General features: G+C 58.2%; 17 protein-coding genes and 1 pseudogene. 12 read left to right on the top strand and 6 right to left on the bottom strand.

Annotation, left to right across the window (positions count from 1 at the left end):
* The coding region (locus AC1DLT_RS25330; RefSeq protein WP_477488564.1) for an RbsD/FucU family protein at positions 1–289 on the top strand (289 nt) is incomplete at its 5' end.
* 399 nt (positions 290–688) lie between these two features.
* Here the strand turns inward: AC1DLT_RS25330 and AC1DLT_RS25325 are convergent.
* Both AC1DLT_RS25325 and AC1DLT_RS25320 read right to left on the bottom strand, forming a co-directional pair.
* Positions 689–1,857: pseudogene (locus tag AC1DLT_RS25325) on the bottom strand (IS110 family RNA-guided transposase).
* Positions 1,808–2,101 (bottom strand): hypothetical protein, encoded by a 294-nt coding sequence (locus AC1DLT_RS25320; protein ID WP_162182357.1) that lies wholly within the window; start codon positions 2,099–2,101, stop codon positions 1,808–1,810. The pseudogene AC1DLT_RS25325 and the gene AC1DLT_RS25320 overlap by 50 nt, the downstream one beginning before the upstream one ends.
* A gap of 255 nt (positions 2,102–2,356) precedes the next feature.
* On the opposite strand from AC1DLT_RS25320, the gene AC1DLT_RS25315 reads away from it, so the two are divergent.
* From AC1DLT_RS25315 to AC1DLT_RS25275, 9 genes are all read left to right on the top strand, one after another.
* Positions 2,357–2,665: a helix-turn-helix domain-containing protein gene (locus AC1DLT_RS25315; protein WP_040124727.1), complete on the top strand. Its 309-nt coding sequence runs from the start codon at positions 2,357–2,359 to the stop codon at positions 2,663–2,665.
* Positions 2,658–3,908, top strand: coding sequence for a type II toxin-antitoxin system HipA family toxin (locus tag AC1DLT_RS25310; RefSeq protein ID WP_477488563.1), 1,251 nt, complete (start codon positions 2,658–2,660; stop codon positions 3,906–3,908). The genes AC1DLT_RS25315 and AC1DLT_RS25310 overlap by 8 nt, the downstream gene beginning before the upstream one ends.
* 600 nt (positions 3,909–4,508) lie before the next feature.
* Positions 4,509–6,059 (top strand): ABC transporter substrate-binding protein, encoded by a 1,551-nt coding sequence (locus tag AC1DLT_RS25305; protein ID WP_477488562.1) that lies wholly within the window; start codon positions 4,509–4,511, stop codon positions 6,057–6,059.
* 1 nt (position 6,060) lies between these two features.
* The gene (locus AC1DLT_RS25300; protein ID WP_477488561.1) at positions 6,061–7,008 is read left to right on the top strand and encodes an ABC transporter permease; all 948 of its coding nucleotides are present in this window, start codon (positions 6,061–6,063) and stop codon (positions 7,006–7,008) included.
* A gap of 2 nt (positions 7,009–7,010) precedes the next feature.
* Positions 7,011–7,874 (top strand): ABC transporter permease, encoded by an 864-nt coding sequence (locus tag AC1DLT_RS25295; RefSeq protein WP_477488560.1) that lies wholly within the window; start codon positions 7,011–7,013, stop codon positions 7,872–7,874.
* Positions 7,871–9,928, top strand: a complete 2,058-nt coding sequence (locus AC1DLT_RS25290; RefSeq protein ID WP_477488559.1) for a dipeptide ABC transporter ATP-binding protein — start codon at positions 7,871–7,873, stop codon at positions 9,926–9,928. Before AC1DLT_RS25295 ends, AC1DLT_RS25290 begins: the two co-directional genes overlap by 4 nt.
* 8 nt (positions 9,929–9,936) lie before the next feature.
* Complete coding sequence (locus tag AC1DLT_RS25285) at positions 9,937–10,587, top strand: TetR/AcrR family transcriptional regulator (RefSeq protein WP_477488558.1); 651 nt, start codon at positions 9,937–9,939, stop codon at positions 10,585–10,587.
* Positions 10,584–11,201, top strand: a complete 618-nt coding sequence (locus AC1DLT_RS25280) for a formylglycine-generating enzyme family protein (RefSeq protein WP_477488557.1) — start codon at positions 10,584–10,586, stop codon at positions 11,199–11,201. Before AC1DLT_RS25285 ends, AC1DLT_RS25280 begins: the two co-directional genes overlap by 4 nt.
* Positions 11,202–11,237: 36 nt before the next feature.
* Positions 11,238–13,013 (top strand): sulfatase, encoded by a 1,776-nt coding sequence (locus tag AC1DLT_RS25275; protein WP_477488556.1) that lies wholly within the window; start codon positions 11,238–11,240, stop codon positions 13,011–13,013.
* Between the two features lie 257 nt (positions 13,014–13,270).
* Here AC1DLT_RS25275 and AC1DLT_RS25270 read toward each other — a convergent pair whose 3' ends face one another.
* The 4 genes from AC1DLT_RS25270 to AC1DLT_RS25255 all read right to left on the bottom strand — a co-directional run bounded on the left by AC1DLT_RS25270 (position 13,271) and on the right by AC1DLT_RS25255 (position 17,005).
* A complete protein-coding gene (locus AC1DLT_RS25270; RefSeq protein WP_080719338.1) occupies positions 13,271–14,857 on the bottom strand; it encodes an FAD-dependent oxidoreductase in 1,587 nt (528 codons plus the stop codon).
* Positions 14,858–14,861: 4 nt separating this feature from the next.
* Positions 14,862–15,593, bottom strand: a complete 732-nt coding sequence (locus AC1DLT_RS25265) for a GntR family transcriptional regulator (RefSeq protein WP_477488555.1) — start codon at positions 15,591–15,593, stop codon at positions 14,862–14,864.
* A gap of 84 nt (positions 15,594–15,677) precedes the next feature.
* Positions 15,678–16,334 (bottom strand): amino acid ABC transporter permease, encoded by a 657-nt coding sequence (locus tag AC1DLT_RS25260; protein ID WP_244447623.1) that lies wholly within the window; start codon positions 16,332–16,334, stop codon positions 15,678–15,680.
* Positions 16,335–16,339: 5 nt separating this feature from the next.
* Positions 16,340–17,005 carry an amino acid ABC transporter permease gene (locus tag AC1DLT_RS25255; protein WP_247034722.1) on the bottom strand — a complete coding sequence of 222 codons (666 nt, stop codon included), beginning with the start codon at positions 17,003–17,005 and terminating at the stop codon, positions 16,340–16,342.
* Positions 17,006–17,183: 178 nt separating this feature from the next.
* On the opposite strand from AC1DLT_RS25255, the gene AC1DLT_RS25250 reads away from it, so the two are divergent.
* Both AC1DLT_RS25250 and AC1DLT_RS25245 read left to right on the top strand, forming a co-directional pair.
* On the top strand, positions 17,184–17,945 hold the full coding sequence (locus tag AC1DLT_RS25250) for an SDR family NAD(P)-dependent oxidoreductase (RefSeq protein WP_040124747.1): 762 nt from the start codon (positions 17,184–17,186) through the stop codon (positions 17,943–17,945).
* A 72-nt stretch (positions 17,946–18,017) separates the two neighbouring features.
* The gene (locus AC1DLT_RS25245; protein WP_172723944.1) at positions 18,018–18,920 is read left to right on the top strand and encodes a substrate-binding periplasmic protein; all 903 of its coding nucleotides are present in this window, start codon (positions 18,018–18,020) and stop codon (positions 18,918–18,920) included.
* Positions 18,921–18,922: the final 2 nt, after the last annotated feature.

Raw genomic sequence — 18,922 nt, 5'->3', positions numbered from 1 at the left:
TGACGCGATCCGTGCCATTCTCTCGGTGCTGCCGCTCGACACGCCGCTCCAGAATTCTGCCGGTCGCATGGAAGTCATGGGCGCGCCGGGCGAAATTCCGACCGTGCAAGGCGAGGTGCAGGCGGAGATCGACCGGGCGGAAGGCAGGCCTTCGCCCATGTACGGTATCGAGCGCTTCGCTTTCTACGATCTGGCCAAGAAGGCCTATTGCGTGATCTCGACCGGCGAAACCCGCTTCTATGGCTGCTTCCTGTTCACCAAGGGCGTCATCCCGCCTGCAGGCGTGTGAGGTTTTCGGCATGGGAACCGGAATTTCCATTCTCGGCATTTTCGTCTCCGACACGGCCCGTCTCCCGCCGAAGTGTCATCGGTTCGAATCCCTCACATCAGGATTTTTTGTCAATCAGTCATTCGAGTGGCATCGGATTTCTCCACTTTAGGCGGATCCACCGTCTGAGCCCATAGTCATTACCGGCCCGTTTGTGGGCCTCTACAACCGCACATTTGGTCGCCGTCCGTAGCGGCCGCACCATTATCCCGCTTTCGACGGGCACGGGCTCAGGAGAAGGGGCCAAACTCAAGATCGGCGCTTGAGAGCCAAAAGGATCCCGGTTCGTCCACCTGGATCCGTCAGGACTGATCAGGCCCTGAGGATTAGTTTTCTGATTAAGCGAGCTGCGTCTGCACTTCAGGCAGTTTTCATGATCGCACCTTCGATTACGACACCGGAGCTCACGTACTTCCAAAGTGCGACCAGTAATTTACGCGCCAGCGCCACGATCATAGGCGTTTTAAGGCGGCCGGCATTACGGTGCAATGCGCTCCTTGAACCATAACGTTAATGCCGATTTTGGTTGGTGCCGCAACCATAGCCAGGCAAGTTCGACCATTGTCGCTTGCAACCGCGGATTTCCCGCCTTCGAGACACTTTGCTCGCGATTGACGTTGCCGCTTTGCCACGGGGAGGGCGCTAGGCCCGCGTAAGAGGCAACTTGCCGCCGATTGTCGAAGTGTCTGAACAAACCTTCCGTGTAGAGTATCGTTGCGAACTCGAGACCAATTCCTCTGATCCCCAAAAGAGCAGTCGCTCTTGCCGGCGTTTCCGGCGCCTCGCGTACAGCCAAAGCATCTCGCTCTGCTTCCACGGCCTTGATTTGTGTGAGCAGCAATTCGAGACAGATCGAGTTCTGTGCAAATTTCGGCTTTGAGGTGTTTAGACAGAACCCTGCCATCTCCAGTTCCAAGCTCTTCCAGACGCTGTCGACGATCTCGATTTACAGGCTCGTAATCTCGTACACCTTGGGCGAAGAGTAGACCTTTGATGCGATTGACGTGGAAGACACGTTCAGCAATCAGGGTTTTCCGCTCTCGCCCGAGCCTGCGGATGTCTTCCTCATCCGGCGTGAGCAGTTTGACCATCGAGCAGGCCTGCGGCTCGCCACGTTTCCATGCGATCAGAGCGCGGATCAGCGTTTCGCCGTCGATGCGATCCGTCTTTGCCCGGCGGTGGCGGCGGGGCATGGCAATGGATGCAGCCTCGACAATATGGCTCTCGATCCAGGCTTCCTTGCTGAGCACCCGCCCCAACCAAAAGCCATCAAGCCCGACCTCTTGATTGACCACCAGCGGATAAAGCATGTTCTTGCGCCGCTGACTTTTCTGGCGGAGCGCAGCAAAACACGAAAATAGGCCAGCGATGTCACCTCCGGTAATCGTATGGCGTGACATCTTCTCGCTTCCGGGCGACAACGCCGTCACCAGCCATGCCGATTTACTGAGTTCCAACGAGACGAAAATTGTTCCAAGATCAATGAGGGTAGCGGTCTGTGCTTGAGTTTGATCTGCTGTCATCGGCATGATTGGCCTCCAGAGAGTTTTCTAGCGACCTCACTCTGCCACGGTGCAGGCCGCTACTCACCCCTGATGGGATATCAAGGCGGCCATTCAGGATCGGTGGCGGCTTCCGGTAAATGATCAGGTTAATGAGATAGGGGCGGATATTTTCCAGCACCCGCTTCGGTGCGATCGGCGCAATGCGCAGCTCGCGGAATTCAGAGATCTTTCGTTGAAAATGACGTGATGAATTATCCAGTTTGGGCATGCTCATTCCTTTTCTCTCAGGCACCGGTGCCGAGGGCGAGCGGGAATAGGAGGGCTTTAACAAAGCATGTAGCGGAATATATAATTTAGCGGTCGTGCTCGACCCCGCAGCGCCCATAAACTCTTTCGGAAAAGGCATTGAACAGATCATATTTCATAATATGATCTGCAAATAGATCAATTGTCTTGACTTTTTTGAAGGAACGAAGATATGTAAACGTAACATTCAGTCCGCAGTGATAGGTTTAGAGATCAAATGGTTGGGTCAGAGGCTTTGCTTGCGATCGGCCGGCGGTTGAAGACGGCACGTAAAGACTTGGGACTCACTCAAGAGCAGGTTGCCGACCTGGCAGGCATATCCCGTCCTCGCTATCGTGAGATCGAGGCTGGAAGCGCCGCTGCTCGCACAACGACCTTGATCAACATTTCGCGGGCGCTCGGTCTTGAGCTGATGCTCATCCCGCACGCTATGGTCCCGGCGGTTGATGCCCTGCTGCAGCCCGATGGTGCTGAAGACGACCTTCCTGCGTTCGCGGTCAGCGCAGACGGCAATGCCAATGCCTGAGGCTCCTCTCAATCCAAGATCCATATCATCACTTGAAGTGCTGCTGAATGACCTGAAGGTCGGCACGATCGTCAGAACGCCCGGCAATTTCAACGCGTTCAGCTTTGAGGAGAGCTATCGCGCGACGGGCGGCTTTCCTGTTTTGAGCTTGTCTTTCCGCGCGGTAAGCGGAGGTCTGCGCAAGGATCCCAAGCCTGTTGCTAGAGCGTTGCCGGCGTTCTTTGCCAATCTTCTTCCCGAGGACAAGCTGCGCGAGGCGATGGAAAAGCACCATACCGGCAGTGTTCGCGCAGGAAACGACTTTGATCTGCTGGTTGCACTCGGGTCGGATCTGCCGGGTGCCGTCCGCGTTGTGCCAAGCGCAGGAACCGTTGCTCGCGTTGACGATCCATCACCTCTCAAATCGAAGGTCCGGTTTTCGCTCGCTGGTGTGCAGATGAAGCTTTCCGTCATCAAGAACACGGGCAAGGGTGGGGGGCTGACGCTGCCACTAGGCGATGAGCAGGGATCCTATATTGCCAAGTTTCCGTCGACGTCGTTTCCCGGTGTCTCGGAAAACGAATATGCCAATCTCGCTTTGGCCGAAGCGATCGGCATGGACGTGCCGGAACGCGAGCTTGTCGAGCAATCCGAATTCGAGGGCATTCCTGAGGAGTTCGAGACACTGTCGGACGGTAAAGTCCTGCTCGTCAAACGCTTTGATCGCGGCATCGACGGCGAGCGGATCCACATCGAGGACTTTGCTCAGGTATTTGGCATATATCCCTCACGCAAATACGAAGGTGCCGCCTATCACGATATCGCCGTTGCTCTCGGCATCGCCGTATCGTCGGCGGCGCAGATTGAATTTGTCCGCCGGCTGGCTTTGGCCGCCATCACGGGCAATGGCGACATGCATCTCAAGAACTGGTCTCTGATCTATCCTGGTGCGGGCGATAAACCCGAGCTAGCTCCTGTATATGATGTACTCTCGACCATTCCCTACATTCCGGCGGATGCCATGGCGCTGTCGCTCGCCGGCGAGCGTTCCTTCAGGGCGATGGACGCACAGCGATGGAAAGTCTTCGCCAATCGTGCACGTTTGCCTGAAGCTGGTGTTCTCAAAGCGGTGATCGAGACAGTTGACCGCGTCAACGAGCTTTGGTGGTCCCTGCCAGAGCGTGAGGTCGTTCCGGCAAAGGTTCTTGAGAGGATCGATGCTCATGTGAAGTTGATGATGCCGATCCTCAGCACATGCGCGTAATAACTTGATAGTGTCGTCGGTCCGAGCCCGCACAAGGCTCCGTACTAGCCAGCACGCCAATTCTCCTGGCGTATTTCACTCGTTGCCAAAGCGCATCGTCGACGATCCCGAGCGACGGGACCTCCTGGATGACATGGAGCGCGGCGGAATTCCTTCGCGATAAAGCACGACGCGCTGAAGGCATGCATTGTGACCGATCTCCCTGTTTTGAATAGCGGTCACCATGGTGGAGATTGTATATGGGATTCGGGGTTTTCATTCACAGCCCAGATTCGATCTACGACGACAGCCCGGCTGAACAATATCAGTTCCCGACCCAATATCCGTCCATTGGATGTTTGATCGAGGCCTCATCGGCTTGTCGGATGATCTCGAAATCTTGGCTTGGCGCCATGCAAACGATCGTGCATCCAGTTCGTTTTTCGCCCCCACCAAACTGGATATATTCTGAGGCCGCTGAAATGGGGCACATGGCGAGCTTGACAAACGGAGAAAACCCAGCGACGCTAAATCTAGCGAGCGCTCGGTATAATTAGGCGCTTGATGACCGGAGGAGGCAGGCGCGTCGCGCCTGTTCGGTCGCACTCGGGAGGAAGATTGATGACCAACAGGATTTTGCCTGCAATTCGCCATGCCCGCCCCATCGGCGGGATGATTTTCTGGGCCGTTCTGGCCTTTGGTCTCTGTGCCGCCGTTCCGGCGAAAGCCCAAGATAGCAAGCCGGTTCGCAGGGGCGCGATCACTGTCTCGCAGACGGCGGATGCCCAGCCACGCAACATCCTGACACTGCGTGCCGGCAATTCGCCTTGGGTGAAGAACGTCTTCGAAACGCTGACCCAGACCGACCCCAAGACCTTCGAAGTCAAACCCCTGCTCGCCAAGTCCTGGAAAGTGGCCGCCGACGGACTCTCGATGGAAATCGTGCTGCGCGACGACGTGACCTTCCATACCGGCCGCAGGATGACGGCCGACGACGTGAAGTTCACGCTGGAGACCATGGCCCTGCCGGAAACCGCCGCCCAGGTCGGCTTCATCGCCAAGGAGTTCCAGAGCATCGATGTCACCAGTCCGACGACGCTGACGATCAAGTTCAAGAAGCCGCTCGCCAACATCTTTGACCTCTTCGAAGAGGCTAACGTCATCGACAAGGAAACCTATACCAAGCGCGAGGACGGCTCCCAGGTGATCGGCACCGGCCCGTTCAAGTTCGCCAAATGGACGCCGGGCGCCTCGATCATGCTGGAGCGCTATACCGGTTACCGCGACAGGAACCTGCCTTATCTCGACTCGATCGAATTCGCGATCATCACCGATAGCACCGCATCGGTTTCGGCGTTACGCAGCGGCCGTTCCGTCATGGCGACGGGACTTTCGCAGAACGACCTCGTCGAATTCGAGGGCAACCCGCAATACCAGTTCCTGAATTCAGGCGGGGCTATCTATCCGTTTGGCGTCAATGTTACCAAGGCGCCGTTCGATAAGAAGGAAGTGCGCCAGGCACTCGGTTATGCGATCGACCGCCAGCGTATCAACGAACAGGTATTTGGCGGTATCGGTACTCCGACCGATCTCTTCTGGGGTGTCGGCTCGCCGGGTTATGGTGAGGAGCAGGCGAACCGCTACAGCTATGATCCGACGAAGGCCAAGGCGCTGATCGAAAAGGCTGGCGCCACGGGTGCCAAGGTGCCAATCATCGTGCCCTCCATCCCGGCGAATCGGAGCATTTTCGAGATCGTTCAGAACAATCTCAAGGAAATCGGGCTTGCGCCGGAAGCAGTGGTCCTCGACGTTGCGGATTTCGACAAACGGCAGGTCGCCGGGGATCTCGGCCCCGCATTCCTGCTGATCCACGGCCAGGTCGGTTTCAGCACAGCGACGCTGCTTTCCTCGCTTCCCTCGCTCCGTCAGGGAAACCCGTCTGGCTTCTGGTCCGACCAGTATGTCACGCTGCGTAACGCGGTGACGGCGGCCAACTCGCCTGATGCAACCGACAAGGCAGTCAAGGCGCTCTCCGACTACATGCTCGATGAGGCCTTCAGCCTGTCGCTGTTGCAGACACCGGGCCAGACCATCCTCTCCGACACGCTAAAGGGCGTGAAGGCGACGCTCCGCTCGCAGATGCTCTACGGCGAAGCTTATCTGGCCGAGTGAGATGCTGACCTTCCTCCTCAAGAAACTCCCGTCGGTGGTGGTGGTGGCGATTGCGAGTTCTCTCATCGCCTTTATTCTGCCACGGATGGCGCCCGGCGATCCCGCCGTGGCACTGGCGGGATCGGATGCAAGCCCCGAACAGCTCGCCGCGGTGCGCGAACAGATCGGCCTCAACGGGCCGCTTCACGAGCAGTATTTCCATTGGATGTGGAACCTCCTGCATGGCGATCTCGGACGCTCATTTGCCATGCGCCGCCCGGTCTCGGCGCTGATCATGAGCAGGCTGGAAAGCACGGTCGAGCTTGCGGCGCTGGCGCTGATGCTGATGATCATCATCGGCTTCACGCTCGGCATCCTGTCGGCAACGTTGCGCCATCAGTCCGCCAGGGCAGGGCTCGACATTCTCAACACCATCTGTCTGGCGACGCCGCCTTTCCTCACCGGTCTGCTGCTGATCCTGCTGCTCGGCATCGCCTTTCCGATCCTGCCCGTCAGCGGCGAGATCGGCCTGCTGCGCGACCCGTTGAAGGGGCTGCAATTCCTCATCCTGCCGGCCTTCGCACTCGCGTTGCCGCAGGCGGCGGTTGTCGCCAGGCTTTTGACCACAGCGATCAATTCGGTGCGCGGTGAAGACTTCATCGATCTTGCCAAGGCAAAGGGTGTGCCGCCGGGCCGGCTAATGCGCCGCCATCTTTTGCGCAACAGCCTCGGCCCGGCGATCGTCGCAATCGGGCTTCGGGCCGGCGAGCTCCTGGGCGGCGCGATCGTCATCGAGGCAATCTTTGCCCGGAACGGGCTTGGCCAGCTTGCGGTCTCCAGCGTCCAAAACCGTGACTATCTGGTGCTGCAGGCGCTGATCCTCGGGGCGGTTCTGGTTGCAGTGCTGATACAGCTTTTGTCCGAAATCACTATCGCGGCGCTCGATCCGCGCATCCGGCTGGAGAGTTGACCATGGCCGCACCGCAATCGAAATTGATCCATCGCCATTGGTTCAATCCGTCGATCGCCGGCTACATGCAGGCGTTCACCACGACGCGCGGCATTGTGGCGCTGACGGTGATCATTCTCATCTCGGCGCTTGCCTTTCTGGCTCCGTTTATCTTTCCTCTCGGCTACGACATCCAGTCCCGGGAATCGTTGCGGGCACCGTCGCTCGTGCATTTCTTCGGCACCGACGAACTCGGCCGCGATCTTTTTGTGCGCAGCATCTACGGGCTAAGGTCGGACCTGACGCTTGTTTATTGTGCGGTGCCTGTCAGCATGGTGGCAGGCGCGCTGCTTGGGTTGATCGGGGCAGTTTCGCCAAGACTCGGCAATTTCGTGCAGCGTTGCCTCGATATCATCGTGGGCTTCCCGGGGCTCATCCTCGGCATCTGCGTCGTGCTGGTGCTCGGCGCCGGTTGGACGGCGCTGTTGGTGGCGATCGTCATTTCCGGTCTGCCAAGCTTCGGACGCCTTGCCCGCGCCACGCTGCTCGCCCAGCAACAGCGGGAATACGTCATCGCGGCTCGCACGCTGGGTGTCGGTAAATGGCAGATCATGGTCCGCCACATCTTGCCGAACGCCATCGACCCGATCATCGTACAAGGCGCCGTCTTTGTCGTTTCGGCGATCTTCATCGAGGCGGCGCTCAGCATCGTCGGGCTTGGATTGCAGCCGCCGGAACCGTCACTCGGAACGCTGCTCAACAACGGCATGCGTTATGTCAGCCGTGCGCCGACTTATGTGCTCGGTCCGACCGTCATCCTCATCCTCGTCGCGCTTGCCTTCAGCATGCTGGCCGACGCCTTGAACGATACGGTGAACCGCAAATGACCGACATTTCAGTCCAGTCCGTTGCGCCGCTGTTGAATGTCGAGGGCCTGTCCGCCTCCTTCGCCGGCCGGCATACGAATATCCGCATCATCGACAACGTCTCCTTCGAGGTGAAACCGCGCCGCGTGCTCGGCATCGTTGGCGAATCCGGTTCCGGCAAGTCGGTCACCGTACGCTCGGTCCTCGGCATGCTGCGCCATCCCGGCCGGATCGATACCGGCAAGGTGATGTTCAACGGCCGCGATCTCGTCGGCCTGCCGGAAACCGAGATGCGCAAGATTCGCGGCAAGGATATCGCCATGGTCTTCCAGGACCCGCAGGCGGCCCTGAACCCGGTGATGACCGTCGGTGAACAGATCGCCGAGGCGCTTGTGGTCCATGGCGCAGGCCGGGCGGCGGCGCGCGAACGGGCCCTCGAGCTGCTGCGGCAGGTCGGTATTCCGGATGTGGAGCACAATGTCGACCAGTACCCGCACCAGTTTTCCGGCGGCATGCGCCAGCGCGTGGTGATCGCCATCGCGCTTGCCAACAAACCTTTGCTGCTGATCGCCGACGAACCGACCACCGCGCTCGATGTGACGATCCAGGCGCAGATCCTGCGGCTTCTCTGCGACCTAAAGGACGAGCTCGGCCTGTCGATCATCATGATCACCCACGACATGGGCGTGGTGGCCGAACTCTGCGACGATCTCGTCGTCATGTATGGCGGCCGGGTCATGGAACGCGGCAGAGTAGCCGATGTCTTCTCCGCACCGCGGCACCCTTATACAGCGGCACTGTTGCATTCCGTGCCGCGCATCGACAGCGATACCGGCAGCCAGCTGCGCGCCATTCCCGGCTCGCCGCCGACGCCGGCGCGGCTGCCATCCGGCTGCGCCTTCCATCCGCGCTGCCGCTTCGCGATCGAGCGATGCCGCGCGGACGTGCCGAAGCTGGAGGTGCTAGTGCCCGGTCATTCCGCCGCCTGCTGGGTGAGCGCGGCCACTGGCATGCCTGTCGTGCCGGAAGAAGACGATCTTGTGCGCAAGGCCCGGCGGACTCTTTCGGTCGAGCCTGTCCTGCGGATCGAGAACCTCAGGACGGACGTCAACCGCGGTTCGGGGTCGTTCTTTTCCAAGGCCAAGCCGATCTTTGCGGTAGACGGCGTATCGCTCGAAATCCGGCCCGGAGAAACGCTCGGTCTTGTCGGTGAATCCGGCTGCGGCAAGTCCACGCTGTCGCGCACCATCGTCGGCATCAATCCGGTCGCCGAGGGCCGGATCACGGTCGCCGGCCGCGATGTCAGTGCGATGGATCAGGAGGATCGCGACACGATCACCAGAACCATCCAATATGTCTTCCAGGACCCGTTCGCCTCGCTCAATCCGCGCCGCAGTATCGCCCAGTCGCTCGGTGAAGCTCTGGGCGTCGCCGGCGTCCACGGCGAGAAGGCGCGGCAGCGCTCGGTCGAATTGCTGCTGCGGGTCGGGCTGAACGAGGATTTCCTCGAACGTTACCCTTACGAGCTTTCCGGCGGCCAGCGCCAGCGCGTCGGCATTGCGCGAGCGCTTGCCACCGAGCCGAAGCTTCTGATCTGCGACGAGCCGGTCTCGGCGCTCGACGTCTCGATCCAGGCCCAGATCATCAACCTCCTGGAGGAACTGCGCGACGAACTGGGGCTCGGATATCTGTTCATCGCCCACGACCTTTCGGTGGTGCGCCATATCAGCGACAATGTCGCGGTGATGTATCTCGGCAAGATCGTCGAGGTCGGCACGGCCGAACAGGTCTACGGCTCTCCGCAGCATCCCTATACTGCGGCGCTGATTTCCTCGACGCCGGAACCGGTGCTCGACGCGCCGCAGGAGAAGATCGTACTTGCCGGCGATATGCCGAGCCCCGCCAATCCGCCGAGCGGCTGCCGTTTCCGCACCCGCTGTCCGATTGGGCCGGAGTATTTTCCGGAGCGGGAAATCTGTTCCACCAGTTCGCCAAGCCTCCAGGAAACTGGTACCGGACAGAAGGCTGCCTGTCATTTTGCGGGCACGCCTTTGCAGATCCGGACGGGGAGATGAGCTCGAGCATGGAGAAGAAAGAGACGCGCAGAAGCCCAAAGGGAGACAGCAGGCGGCGGGCGATCCTGGATTCGGCGCTGCGGCTTTTCTCCGAGCGAGGCTTCAACTCCGCCAGCATTGCCGATATTGCCGCCGACGTCGGCATGACGCAGGCCGGCATGCTGCATCATTTTCCGTCGAAGGCCGCATTGCTTCTGGCAGTGCTGCAGGAGCGCGAGGAGCGAAACCAGAAGGCCAAATCGGAAAGTTTAGAGCGCGGTTTCGACTATTTAAGCACATTTCTACGAACGCTTCATACCAACGAACGAACACCAATTCTTGTACAGCTTTTTGCGATTCTATCCGCCGAAAGCATCGTTCAGGATCATCCGGCCCACGGCTGGTTTGTCGAGCGGTATCGAGAGGTGGCGGCTTCCATGACCAGTGAGTTGGCGGCGGTTTTCGATCAGAGTAAGCTTCCAACCGGAATGACTCTCGAGACGTTTGCACGTTGGATCATTGCGGTAGCTGACGGCGTGCGGCTCCAGTGGCTTCTGGATCCGACGGCTGTCAGCCGCGAGACGTCAATGATCCAGTTCTTCACCATCCTCCGCCCCTATATGCGAGACCCGGATATGCACATTTCGCTCGACGAACCGAGCCGAGAAAAACGCCGATGACCGACGTAGTTCCCGCTGGAAATGCCCGCTGCTGCTCCACTTCGCGCGAGCGGGAAGGGGAGGCCATGCCGGCCGAGGTAAACCCGCAGACTTCCGGCGCACGCCCGATTCACCGGGAAGCGGCGCTGCCCGGCGGTACCTTCCTGATGGGCGATCATTTCGGTGAAGGTTATGCGCCTGATGGCGAGGCGCCCGTTCACGGGGTGTCGCTTGGCCCGTTCGCCATGGACACGACATGCGTGACGGTCGCGCAGTTTTCGGCCTTCGCAAAGGCGAGGGGATATCGGACGGAGGCGGAGCGCTACGGCAATTCGAGCGTTTCCCGCCTCGCCGCCGCAGCCGACCGACCTGATATTCACCCGGTCGTGCATGTCAGCCATGCCGATGCGCTTGCCTATTGCGAATGGGCCGGGCGTCGTCTGCCGACCGAAGCGGAGTGGGAATATGCCGCTAGAGGCGGTCTCGCGGGGAGGCGTTTCCCGTGGGGCGACGGCTCCTATCTCTGTCACGCCACTTACTGCCACCGTTACCGGGTGGCGGCGCGCAGTTCCAATACGCTGGGCTCCTCAAACTGCAATCTCGGCTTTCGAACCATTTCCCGCCGATTTTCATAGCGCATAAGGACAGGACGTACCGATTTGAAAGCGATCATGATCATGTTCGACACCCTCAATCGCCGGTTCCTGCCTGCCTATGGTGCCGACTGGAATCACCTTCCCAATTTCCGCCGCCTGCAGGAGCGCACTGTCACCTTCGACAATTGTTATGGCGGCAGCATGCCCTGCATGCCGGCCCGCCGCGAACTCCATACCGGCCGATACAATTTCCTGCACCGCTCCTGGGGGCCGCTGGAGCCCTTCGACGATTCGATGCCGGAAATGCTGCGAACCAGCGGGGTCTATACCCATCTCGTCACTGATCATCAGCATTATTGGGAGGATGGCGGCGCCACCTATCACAATCGCTACAGCAGCTACGAATTCTGCCGCGGCCAGGAAGGCGATCGTTGGAAAGGCCATGTCGGCGAGCCGCTGATCCCTGCGACCGCAAGCTGGCGGTCCGGCAGTCTCTGGCGGCAGGACTGGGTAAACCGCCAGTACATGACCGACATCGCCGATCATCCGCAGACGAAGACCTTCGATGCGGGCGTCGAGTTCATCAAGGCTAATCACGCCGAGGATCGCTGGTTCCTGCAGGTTGAATGTTTCGATCCGCACGAACCCTTCTTCAGCTACGACCGCCACAAGGAACGGTATCCGCACGACTACGACGGCCCGCATTTCGACTGGCCGGACTACCGGGCCGTGACCGAAAAGCCGGGGGAAGTCGAACATGCGCGGATGGAATATGCAGCGCTGCTCAGCATGTGCGACGACAGCCTCGGCCGCGTGCTGGATGCGATGGACGAATATGGACTGTGGGACGATACGATGCTGATCGTCTGCACCGACCACGGACTGCTGCTCGGCGAGCGCGGGTGGTGGGGCAAGAACGTGCAGCCCTGGTATGAGGAAAACATCCACACGCCGCTGTTCGTCTGGGATCCGCGCCTGCATGTTAAGGACGAGCGGCGTTCGAGCCTGGTCCAGACGATCGATTTCGGTCCGACGCTTCTCGATTTCTTCGGGGTAACCCCGACGGAGGATATGCAGGGCAAGCCTCTGTCCGGCGTCATTTCTACCGACGAGCAGGTCCGTGAAGCCGGCCTGTTCGGCAGTCATGGCGGGCATGTCTGCATTACCGACGGGCGTTACGTCTATATGCGGGCCTGCGTGACCCCCGAAAACCAGCCGCTCGAGCAATATACGCTGATGCCGACCCATATGGACCACCGCTTCGCACCGGGCGAACTCAAGGATATCTCGCTTGCCGGACCGTTTCCCTTCACCAAGCAGGTGCAGGTCATGCGGCTTCCGGCCAAGGCGCTTGGCAATCCGTATATATTTGGAACGCTGCTCTTCGATCTCCAAACCGATCCCGAACAACAGAAACCTCTTCGCGATGAAGAGGTCGAAACGCGCATGGCGAACCTCCTCGTCGCAGCCATGCGCGCCAATCACACGCCGGCCTCGCAGTTCGAACGACTTGGCCTGCCCCTGGTGGGCGCCGTCGGTCCCGAGCATCTGCTGATCGACCGGCAATGGGCGCAGGTCAAGAATGGCGAGCGGCTGTCACAGCGCAACGATGACAGTTCAAGCTACCACCGTTGCGTCAGATTAACGCTAAACGAGGTTGTTAAGGACGCCCGGCTCTCGGCGGCGTTCAGGACGATTTTCGGATTGGATTTGTCATCTACAGTGCTCGATCGTTTCGGCCATCTGACCCCATGGCAGCTTTCGTTCTTGATGCCGAACGTCACTTCAGACATGCTCCGTGTTTTTGATGCCATCCCTGCCGAATGGTCGAGCGCTGGAGCTTTGCCATGATTGTTCCTGTTTGAGTCTTTGTGTCGCTTGGCGGCTAATCGTGAGAATGCGCCCGTTCGAGTGGTTCTTGGCATTTAATTTGAGATGTGCCGCCCGGGTTCCGCAGTGACCAATCCGTGGCCCGGTCGCATGATCGCGCCGATGCGCTGGGCAGGCACGGGATGCCAGCCTCGACACCATTTTTGATGGCACGCTGGTGTCGGTCCACCCTTACCCAACTCCGGGACTTGAGGATTGAATGTTCCAAAACGGATTAATCATCGCCGCTGATTGGCGCTGATTTCCAAACCGACAATGTATGCCGCCGTTAGAATCGGACCGAGCGAGCCACCGTGGCCGGGATATCCTTTTCCGAATATACTTGCTGCAACATTCCCGCACGCAAAAAGTCCTTCAATCGCGGATCCGTCATCACGAACGACGCTACCGCGAGATTTCGTCTTCAACCCGCCCTTTGTGCCATTGTTTCCTGGTAGAACTTCAACTGCGTAGAGGGGAGCAACATCGAGCTTCCCCAGGCATGGATTTGGGGCGTGGCCAGAATCTCCATAATAAAGACCATGAACGTCCTCACCGCGTGCGAAATCTGGATCATGGCCCTCGCGAGCATACTGATTGAATCGTTCGACTGTTGCGGTTAGGCCTTCAACCGAAACGCCAAGCTTCTGAGCGAGTTCGGCCACCGAACCCGCACTGATCATCCATTCCGGTGCGGTTTGTTGCGGGGAAACGGACGCGACGGGATAACGCGACTTGAAGGCGTCATCGAAAATAAGCCAGGCAGGCCTATTTGGGTAAGAAAACGAGCCGGGATCAAAAGCGTTGAACGCCATACCGAGGTCATTGTATGAGCTCGCTTCGTTCACGAAACGCTCGCCTTTCCGGTTGACCATAATGGAGCCTGGCAATGCCAGTTCACGCACCATGTTGCGTGTTAGTGGTTCTCCATCTAGGGCATCCCCCGGAATTCGATATGCAGCGGTCCACCATGCTTCAGTCATATTGGCCACTGCCGCGCCGGCCCGAAGACCAAACCGCAGGCCGTCTCCCTCATTACCAGGCGGTGTGGTCGGTGCACTTGAAAATCCAGGCAGGTAAGCCGAGACGAGGGACGAATTCCACTCGAACCCGCCTGTGGAGAGGACAACACCCAGCCGGGCAGATGTTGAACCCGAAACGGTTTCGACTCCTAGACAGCGCTCTCCGTCGAACGATAAACCCGCGGCGGCTTCATTAAGGTGAAATTGAACACCACGTTTGGCGCATGCCTGCGCAAGTCCGGCGACCAGGGCTGCTCCTTGCGTGCGCATTCGACGCTTCTGACGGTCTTCGATGATCTCTGATGGCAGACCTTTGCGGCTCTCGGACGATGTCACCGGCTGACGCAAGTGCGAAGACCGAAGCGTCTGAAATAGAGTCTCGTCCATTGCTGGCGCGAAAGGTAGCGGTTCGACCGATCGGCCGGAACGTGCGCCGGGCCAGCCGGGATGGTAGTCCGGGCGATCTACACTGAAGAAGCGCAGCTCCGAGTGTTTCTCCAGAAACAACAACATTTCAGGCCCGGTTTTTAGAAAATCGACCAGAAGGCTCTTGTCGATCTCGCCAAGGGTCAGTCGCGTCAGATAGGTGATACCGTCTGTCTCCAGGTCCTCAAAACCGGACTTTTGCATCACGTGGTTTTTTGGAATCCAGATGCCACCACCGGAAATCGCGGTGGTGCCACCGATTAGATGGGACTTTTCGAAAACACCGACTGACAGGCCCTGAATTGCAGCTGAAAGCGCCGTGAGTAGACCTGCACCACCGCTACCAAGGACGACAACATCATATTCCGACGGTTGCATATGACTATCCCTGCGATCTGCTTACTCGCCGATCATGGTTGTTGACCAGATTGCGGTGCGTTTCTGTGGTGAGCAGAATGATATTCGAGCGAACATGCGCTTCGATCTCGGCGGGAGATTTTTTGGCGATATAGGCCGCAATGATCCACTCGTGCCCTTGAAGCGTCGATTTCCCGCTATCCTTTCCAAGAGTATGCAAGATGGTCGCTTCCGTCCGAGGCTGGATGAAGCGATTGATCATCGCAATTCGCGATCTCAATTGCGCGATCTGCTCGACGATTGTTTCGTTCGGGCACCTCCGATTTATCACGGAGTGGAAGTCCAGGTTGCCCTGAGTCCATCCCGAAAGGTCGAAGGAAGCCAGCGCCTGTTCCATGCCCTCGTTGATTTTCTGAAGCTGCTTGATATCGCTGGCAGTAATCCTCGGCGCGGCGGCGCCGGTTACGTAGCCCTCAAGCAATGCCAGAAGTTCCATCTGCTCAGCCCAGAGATCCGGATCGGCTCCAGCCACGATTGCGCCGGAGTTTTTGCTGAATATGATCAGGCCTTCTGCTTCCAACCGACGGATCGCCTCGCGCACCGGTACAGGGCTGATCGATAGCTCCTTCGCGAGTGTGTCAATTACAAGCCGCTGTTTGGGTGCATAGAGGCCGCGATCTATCCCAGCCTTGAGATAATCGTAAGCAAGTTGCTGTTTGCTTCTAGCTTCTGTGACGGGTGCCACCACCTTTGCCATGCGTCACTCTCCAACGGTGATCAAATTGAAAATCAGATTTGATTTCCTTTTCGACCTAATGACTTCGGGTGGTTTCGGCAAGTGCTAGTGCTTCCAGGCCAGTCGCTGCTCAAGGCTCATACTCAACCGCGACAGGACGAAGACAATCAGGATGAAGATCACCCCAACCGCCGTCAGATACTCGAACTGCTTGTAGGTGATCGATGCCTGGGCATTCGCCACATAGAGGATGTCTTTGACACCAATCACGCCCACGATCGCGGAATCCTTCAAGATGACGATGAATTGGTTCAGAAGGAGTGGAATTGCAGTCCGTAGCGCCTGCGGCCAGATAATGATCGAGTTTGTTTTCCAGGGTGACAGACCCATTGCGGCGGCCGCTTCCCATTGCCCGCCATCAATGGTGAGCAACACGGACCGATAGATTTCTGCAACGTAAGCGGTATTCAGAAGCGTCAAGGATATGATAGCGGCTGTGATCGGATCCATTTTCCAGCCTGTTGCTCCGGCGAGGGCAAAATAGACGAGCAGAACGTAAACATATGGCGATAGCGAGCGGAAGACCTGGATGTAGAGAAACCCCATCGCTCGGATGGCAGCAGATTTGCTCCTGAGAAGGGATATCACTAGCCCTCCGAAGACCATTGAGAGTGCGAGCGAGACGATTGCGATCAGGAATGTGTAACGAAGCCCGTAGAGCATGTCGGGCAGGTGGTTGAGGACAACGTACCAGCTATTCATGAACTTCAAGCCCCTTTGCCGTCATTGAGACGGTCTTCGACGACTTTGACCAGCAAAGATAAAACCAGCATCGTCGCGATGAGTAGGACGGCGACCGAGATATAGGCTTCGAACGGCCTATATTGGTTGAGACTGATGTCCTGGGCCGTGAAGACGAGTTCCGGGACAGCGACCACTGCCGCGTAAGTCGCCGCTTTGAAGCAGATCACGAAGACGTTCAGCAGGGGCGGGATCACGACCCGAATGACCTGTGGAAAAAGGATAGTGCGATTGATCCGGAGGTCGGAAAGACCGAGTGCCTTGCCGGCTTCAATCTGACCGACGTCAATAGAATTATAACCGGTCCTGAAAATCTCGGAAGCAAATGCCGAGCTCATGATGGCGATGGCGATGATGATCGCCTGCGGCCCGGTCAAGGCCAGGCCGAACTTTGTTGCAAGTCCAAAGTAGATCCACAAAAGCAACAGATACATCGGCAGGCCCCGAACGATCTGCACGTACGTATAAGACACTGCGCGGGCGATTTTCGAGCGGGAGGCCGAGCCAAGATAGGAGATAAACCCGATAACACAGCCGAGCGCGAATCCCGCGAATGCGAAATAGAGATCATACCCTAATCCCCATAGGAACCGGGGCCATTGCGTCAGGATGATCGAGAAATCGAGGTTCATGACGTTCCCTTTTTCTTTACTCGGCTTCTTCTCCGGTACTGACTCAATCGATAAACCCGAGCGCCAGCTTCGTCAACATCATATATGATTTCATATTGCAAGACAGATAGATTCAAGTCATAGATGTCAAAAAGCGGTCCCAAGCGGTCGCGAAAAAGCAAATAATGGGAAGTCAGACATGCGGTTTTCAGGAAAAACGGTCCTCGTAACGGGGGTCGCAAGTGGGCTCGGGCGCGCCGTTGCGCAGGCACTGGCGAATGAAGGTGCGAGGCTTGTTCTCGTTGATCGCGCAAAAGATCAGCTGGAAAACTTGGTGCTGCTTCTACGCGGAGAGGGAGCGGACGTCGTCGAACTCGTTGGCGATGTTTCACAGGAGGAAACCTCACAGCAAGCAGTCGAACTGGCCCGGTCACGCTTCTCATCCCTGGACATCTTGATCAACAATGCCGGTATCAACCCTACAGGCACGATTTCGCAGACCGATCCCGCGATGTGGCAGCAGGCTTTGGACGTGAACCTAAAGTCGGCTTATCTCTTCTGCAGGCAAGCGATCCCGCACATGGTGGAGGCGGGCAAGGGTGTGATCGTCAACACGGCCTCTATCGCGGGTCAGCGGGCCTCGACAGCCGAGGCGGTATACGGCGTCTCGAAGGCCGGGTTGATCATGCTGACGCGTACCATCGCCCGGGACTACGGAGCAAAAGGGATTCGCGCAAATGCGATCTGCCCCGGCGTCCTTGAAAGTGTCATGGCAGACAGATTGACCCGAATGTCGGCCGAACAGGTCGCAGCTCGTGACCAGCGCTTTGCGCCGACGGTCCCTCTCGGTCGCCTTGGGACATACGAAGAAATCGCCAAAGCCACGCTATTCTTGGCGAGTGATGATGCCAGCTACGTGAATGGTGCGCAGCTGACAGTCGATGGCGGTCTTACCGCCTAGCAAAAGCTGTACCCCACGGATCGTGGGTTCCAGGCCGAAAATTTCATCGTGGAAACAACAAGGGGAATGCTCATGGATACGAAGCAAGATAATGGAATGCAGGCAAACCGCCGTTCGCTACTGACAGCAGGTTTGTTCGTGGGCGGCGCAGCTGCTGTTGCACTCGGTGCAACGACACCGGCCGCCGCGCAGGATGCCGCGAAGGAATCCGTCCTGGACAAAGCGATCCGCACCAAAAAAATCGTGGTCGCGGCGAGCCTCAAATATCCGCCAAACCTGTACATCAACGACAAGGGTGAGCCGGACGGCTACGAGATCGCTCTCATCCGTCGAATGATGAAAGATGTCTCGCCTGATATCCAGGTAGAATTCGCAGACATGGATTTCGGTCAGATGTTTGCAGCCGTCGAATCCGGCCGTGCCGATATCATGACAACGGGAACGATCTTGCCATCACGTTCGCTACGTGGCTGGTTTGCCGGCTGTGCCGTGACGTTTCAACCGGTCTACGTCGTTGGACGCGACGCGTCAGACTTGACTTTCGAACAGATGAACTCGCCGGAGTTCAAGTTCGCCGCTCTTCAGGGAAGCTCGCAGGAAGCGAAGATCCGGGCGCTCTACCCGAAGGCAAACGTCTCGGTATTCCCTGACCAGACGGGCGCCATCGGTCAGGTCATGTCAGGACGTGCGAACGCAACCTTGCAGTCGCTGTTCACGATCGTGAACACCAAGAAACAGGGTGTCGCGCTTCAGATAATCGGCAAGGAACCGGCTTATGTCGATCACAACACCTTCTTCATGCCGACGGGAGACATGAAGATGTACATGTTCGTGACCAACTGGTTGCTTTTCAATGCAGCAGGCGGAATCCTCAACTCCGTATTCCGCGAGTATGTCGGCAAAGATGCGATCGCCGCAGGCCTTCCTTACCTTGCGGTTGGTCCGGGCGGCAGCCCTCTCAAAGTGGACGCGTGAGA

The organism is Neorhizobium sp. 05N33, from assembly GCF_056397445.1.
The sequence above is the reverse complement of the archived record's forward strand: the minus strand, read 5'-3'. Positions and strand labels throughout refer to the sequence as shown.